The sequence below is a fragment of the Actinomadura sp. NPDC048032 genome (assembly GCF_040653175.1).
Lineage (GTDB): Bacteria > Actinomycetota > Actinomycetes > Streptosporangiales > Streptosporangiaceae > Spirillospora > Spirillospora verrucosospora.
Genome location: NZ_JBEZJP010000502.1, coordinates 1 through 5,327, shown reverse-complemented (window position 1 = coordinate 5,327; position 5,327 = coordinate 1). Strand labels below are relative to the sequence as shown.

General features: G+C 64.7%; 5 protein-coding genes and 1 pseudogene. 4 read left to right on the top strand and 2 right to left on the bottom strand.

Going from position 1 to position 5,327, the window contains the following annotated elements:
• On the top strand, positions 1-1,832 hold a 1,832-nt coding region (locus AB0C69_RS37490; RefSeq protein ID WP_360360493.1), incomplete at its 5' end, for a DUF262 domain-containing protein.
• Between the two features lie 15 nt (positions 1,833-1,847).
• Here the strand turns inward: AB0C69_RS37490 and AB0C69_RS37485 are convergent.
• A pseudogene (locus AB0C69_RS37485) lies at positions 1,848-2,036 on the bottom strand (IS5/IS1182 family transposase); the annotation flags it as partial.
• 593 nt (positions 2,037-2,629) lie between these two features.
• Between AB0C69_RS37485 and AB0C69_RS37480 the strand changes: the two are divergent.
• Positions 2,630-3,511, top strand: a complete 882-nt coding sequence (locus AB0C69_RS37480; protein WP_360360490.1) for a helix-turn-helix transcriptional regulator — start codon at positions 2,630-2,632, stop codon at positions 3,509-3,511.
• 55 nt (positions 3,512-3,566) lie between these two features.
• On the opposite strand, the gene AB0C69_RS37475 is transcribed toward AB0C69_RS37480, so the two are convergent.
• A complete protein-coding gene (locus AB0C69_RS37475; RefSeq protein WP_360360487.1) occupies positions 3,567-3,809 on the bottom strand; it encodes a DUF397 domain-containing protein in 243 nt (80 codons plus the stop codon).
• A gap of 197 nt (positions 3,810-4,006) precedes the next feature.
• On the opposite strand from AB0C69_RS37475, the gene AB0C69_RS37470 reads away from it, so the two are divergent.
• Positions 4,007-5,047: a BTAD domain-containing putative transcriptional regulator gene (locus AB0C69_RS37470; protein WP_360360484.1), complete on the top strand. Its 1,041-nt coding sequence runs from the start codon at positions 4,007-4,009 to the stop codon at positions 5,045-5,047.
• Positions 5,044-5,327, top strand: a 284-nt coding sequence (locus tag AB0C69_RS37465) for a hypothetical protein (protein WP_360360481.1), incomplete at its 3' end; no start/stop codon positions are given. The genes AB0C69_RS37470 and AB0C69_RS37465, both read left to right, overlap by 4 nt.

The following is a 5,327-nucleotide window of genomic DNA, read 5'->3' as shown; positions in this document are numbered from 1 at the left end:
ACCGCCTCGACTACACCAAGGGCATCACGCAGCGTCTCCAGGCCTTCGGAGAGCTGGTCGAGGACGGAAGTGCCCAGTTGCCGGAGTTCCAGCGCGGCTGGGTCTGGCCGAACCAGAACATCGCGAGCCTCCTCGCATCGATCTCACTGGGCTATCCCGTAGGGACGGTAATGATGCTGCGCACGGGCGGAGATGTGCGGTTCAAACAGCGGCCCATCGAGGGAGCGAGCGTTCCGGCGGGGGTCTGGCCGGAACGGCTCATCCTGGACGGGCAGCAACGGCTCACGTCGCTGTTCCAGGCGTTGCAACTCGGCGCACCCGTTCGGACGCAGGACGTTCGCAAGCGCCCGGTGTCCGGATGGTTCTACATCGACATGCGGGGAGCGCTGGACGCCAACACCGACCGGGAGGACACGATCCGCTTCCTCCCCGAGGACCGGATGTTGCGCAACTTCCGGCGTGAGGTCCTGGAGGACTACTCGAGCCCTGAGCGTGAGTACGAGGCCCACCTGTTCCCCCTCGACAAGGTGTTCGCCCACGAAGACTGGTCGATGGGCTTCCAGGAGTACTGGGACTACGAGCGAGAGAAGATCAAGCTTTGGAACGCGTTCCACCGAACGGTGCTCCGCACCTTCGACACCTACCAGCTGCCGGTGATCGAACTCGGTAGGGAGACTCCCCGGCAGGCCGTCTGCCAGGTGTTTGAGAAAGTGAACACCGGCGGCGTCACCCTCACCGTCTTCGAGCTTCTGACGGCAACGTTCGCGGCCGACGAGTTCGACCTGCGCAAGCACTGGCAGGAGTGCCGCAAGTCCTGGGAAGGCCGCGAGTACCGGATACTGCGCGGGGTCTCGAACACCGATTTCCTGCAGGCGGTGACGCTCCTGGCCACCGCGGCCAGGCACGAAGCCGCACTCAAGGCCGACGTCGAAGAGGAACGCCGTCCCAGGATCGGCTGTAAGCGCGCCGACATGCTCGGGCTCACCGTGGATGAGTACCGCCGCTTCGCACCGGAGATCGTCAAGGGCTTCATGCGCGCCGCCCGGTTCCTCCACCAGCAGTATCTGTTCGACACCAAGTTCTTGCCGTACGGCACCCAGGTGATTCCGCTGGCAGCGATCCTGGCCGTCCTGGGCACGGATGCGCAGACCGCCGGCGCCCTGCGGAAACTGGCCCGCTGGTACTGGTGTGGAGTATTCGGCGAACTGTACGGCGGCACGACCGAGACGCGGTTCAGCCGCGACCTTCCCGACGTCGTCGAATGGATCCGCGGCTCAGGCCGGGAACCGCGAACGGTCACCGAGGCGCAGTTCGTCTCCGGCCGCCTGCTGACCCTGCGGACCCGCGGCAGCGCCGCCTACAAGGGCATCTACGCCCTTCTGATGAAGGAAGGTGCACTTGACTGGCGTACCGGCCAGCCGATAACGGTCAGCGACTACTTCGACGAGGCGGTCGACATCCACCACATCTTCCCCAAGGCCTGGTGCGAAGCTGCGAACCTCGACCCGAAGACCTACAACTCGATCATCAACAAGACGCCACTCACCGCCCGGACGAACCGCGTGATCGGCGGCCGCGCCCCGTCGGAATACCTGCCCCGCCTGGCCAACAGCGCGGACGCGGACGCCACCACGATCGACCGGCACCTCTCCTCCCACCTGGCCGACCCGGATCTCCTGCGCAAGGACGACTTCGACACATTCTTCACCCACCGCCAGCGGGCACTCCTCGACAAGATCGCAATGGCCATGGGCAAGATGATCGACGAGACTCCCGCCTCCCCAGAGGCGGTAGACACCTTGGAAGGCGACGACGACACAGACGACCTGTGAGAGGTCGCGACAGAATCAGCGGACGAGGCAGCCCAAGCAGATGTTGGCGGCGACCAGGGTCATGAACGCCTCGTGGATGTCGTCGCGGACCTCCCAGCGGATGCGCAGGCGGCGGAACCAGTGCAGCAGGCCGATGGTGCGCTCGACGACGTAGCGATGGACGTCCAGTCCCGATCCGTGCGGACTGCCGCGGCGGGCGATGATCGCCGCCTGCCGCCTACGTTCAGGATCTTCGGACCGCGCCCGGTCCGAAGATCGTAAGTGTCACTTACGCCATTACTTGCCCCCGCGTCCGCCGCCCCCGGCAGACGGCTCAAGAACTCTCCACACCACTGGGTAAGGGCCGGAAGGACGACCCAGCGGCCAGGGCGATTGAGTCGAGTGCGTGGAGAACCCGTCCTCACGCTCCTGACGGGCGACCCGGTGCCGCCGAACTGTATGAGCTACCTCCGACGATCGGCCTCAGCCACCTGATCTCACCCCCGCCGCTTGGGCTCCGGCTCACACGACGGCAGGCACCCTCGACAAGCTACTTCGCGCGATCACGGCGCTGACCATGGCAATGCCTGCCGCAGCAAGCATTCGACCTACATCGCCACATGAGATCGGTATGAGGCCTCCTGTCCGCCCAGCAGGAGGCCCGCGCATAGTAGCGATTCAATCTGAATCATACGACACTACCGAGCACTCCTGCGTGGCCGAAATCGGCTGTTGACAGGCATGCTCTCTGGAGGTCCCCTTGGTGGGAGATGCTTTAGTCAGGTTGAATCAAAATGGATCACTGAGGAGCCTCGTCGGTGGACGGAACAGAGCGGACGACACCTTCCGTCAGCCAGCAGCGCCTCGCCGTTGAACTGCGTCGGCTCCGGGACCTGGCAGGGCTGTCCGGGAGAGAGATGGCTCACCGTATCGGGATCAGCCAGTCGAAGGTGTCGCGTATCGAGTCCGGCCTGACCCTGCCCACCGTCCCCGAAGTTACGGCATGGTGGACAGCCGTCAACGCCTCGGCCGAAACTGCGGCCCTACTCGAATCGCTCACCGAAGCGGCGTTCACAGAAGTGCACCGCTGGTCGCGGATACTGCGGGATCGCCCGCATCTGCAAGGGGACATTCAGGAGGTGGAGAGCAGGTCGCACCGCATCATGGTCTTCCAGAACGCAATCGTCCCAGGTCTGCTTCAAACCGCCGAATACTCCCGCCGCGTCTTCGCTTTCTTCTCACCGGACGGCACCGGCGCCGACCTGGCGGCCGCCGTGGCGGGACGACTGGAGCGCCAAATCGCGCTCTTCGACCAGAACCGCCGTTTCGACTTCTTGCTCACTGAGGCGTCGCTGCGCTGGCGACCCGGTCCTGCGCGACTTCTACTGGCTCAATTAGACCGGATCGCCTCTCTGTCGACCCTCGACAATGTGACGATCGGGTTACTCCCCCATACAATGGAAGCAGTCACCTATGTAACTCACGGTTTCGCTCTATTTGACCTTCGCGAAGATTCGCGGGGAGGCGGCGAGGCTATCGCCATGGTCGAAACTGTGCATGCCAATCTTACCGTCAGCGATCCGGAGAGTATCTCGCGGTACCGCCGTAGGTGGCGCCTGTTAAAAGAGGCGGCCCTATACGACGACGATGCTCATCTTCTGCTCGACACGCTCGCCGCCGAGTTGAGAGAGGAGGAATGATGACGGCGCCCGCGGCCGGGCGGGGAGCCCCGTCCGGCCCCCCGCCCGCACGGCATCAGACAGCGCCGGTCCGCGCCAGCACGATCCTCACCACGAGTTGGACATACTGGCCGACGAGCTGCCACAGCCACGTACCATGCCCGTTCCGCACCCGCCGACGGAAGTCGGCGTATTCCTTGCGGCTGAAGACGAGCCCGGGCTGGTACGGGTTCTTGGAATCCCTGATGACGACGGCCCCCGCCACCCTCTCGACGATGACGCAGCCGCCGCCGTCACACCGGAAATCGAACTCCGGCATCTCACTGTTCCCTCGCATCGCACTTTCCCTTCTTGTGGCTTCGCGGTTTTCCGCGCTGCCACCAGACTCCAGGGCCCAGCTCCGCCGTGAGTCCGCAACCGATCCGGTCTCGCTCCGCTCTCACTCCTTTCCCGCTCCGCCTTTTATCCGCCGTCCACACCTGCGCGTTCGCGCTTGATGTGCGTGGGGAGGCAGTTGTGAAGTACCAAGTCCTCGGCCCCGTCGCGGCCCTGTCAGACCAGTACGCGATCCCGCTCCAGCAGAAGGGCCAGGCGCTGCTTGCGGTGCTCGTCATGGAGCTCGGCCGGCCTGTCCCGCGGCAACGGCTGATGGAGGTCATCTGGGACGAGCCCGAACCGGTCGGTCGAGAGACCCGGCTCATCCGGATCGTCAGCGAACTCCGTCAGCAACTCCGCGCTCTCAATCCTGAGGTTTCCGATCCACTGCCCGACGTGGGCGACGCCTACAGGCTTGTGATGCACCAGGAGGAAGCCGACGTACATCGCTTCCGCACGAAAGTCGCGAGAGCGAAGACGCTGGACGGGGACGCAGCGGTGAAAATGATGAGCGAGGCTCTAGCCGAGTGGGCTGAAGGCCACGGCCTTTACGGCCGGCCTCTGGCAGGCGTCCGCGGCACTTGGGCCGACAGCAATCGCGAGAAGTTGCGAGCCGAGCACCGCGACGCCCACCTCTTCCGGTTGGAGCACATCGCACGCAACGGCGGCCACGAACAGGTGGCGGGAGAGTGTCGCATGCTCGACGACGATGCGGAGTCACTGCTCGACGAGTCGTTCGTGGCCATGTGGATGATCACTGCGTACCGCACCGGCGGGTCCGCCGCCCCCCTCGGTGTCTTCCGTCGTGCCGAGGAGCGCTTCAGGCAGGCACTCGACCGTCCTGTCAGTCGCACACTCGCCCAACTGGCCCAGCGCATCGAGGCAGACGACCCCGACCTGGCTGGCCCCCAAGGCGCCGCGCTCGCGCGCCTCCAGCCCTCGCATCCGACGAACGCTAACCGCATCGCCTCCATCACCCCCCGAGCGAAGGAAACGACAACCATGGGTGAGCAGCACGATCGTCCTGTCTTCAACAACGACAATTCGATCATTGGGGCGCAGGCCGGGGAGTTCAAAGAGAAGGTCGTCATCAACCTCGGCGGTGTGGCACAGGTGACCGGCTCCGAGCAGACCAGCCAGCCGGAGAACGACCGGGATGACACCGACGGGCAGGCATCATGAGCGAGCAGAAAGCAACTCACGGAGACGGCCAGGCAGCCTCATTCGCCACCACGGGTGGGACGACCGGTGCGCAGGGCGTCTTCAACGGCGAGGTCACCATCTACATCGCCGATCCGAATGATCCGCCCGAGCGCAGGCTCCAGGTCGCCAAGAACTACCTATCCGCGCTCATGCCGGGCCCAGCACAAGGACTGCTGATGTCCGTGATCGGCCAGAGATACCTTCGGGGACGGGTGAGTCTCCACCACATGTTCCGCAACAGAGAAGGAGCGACCGGATG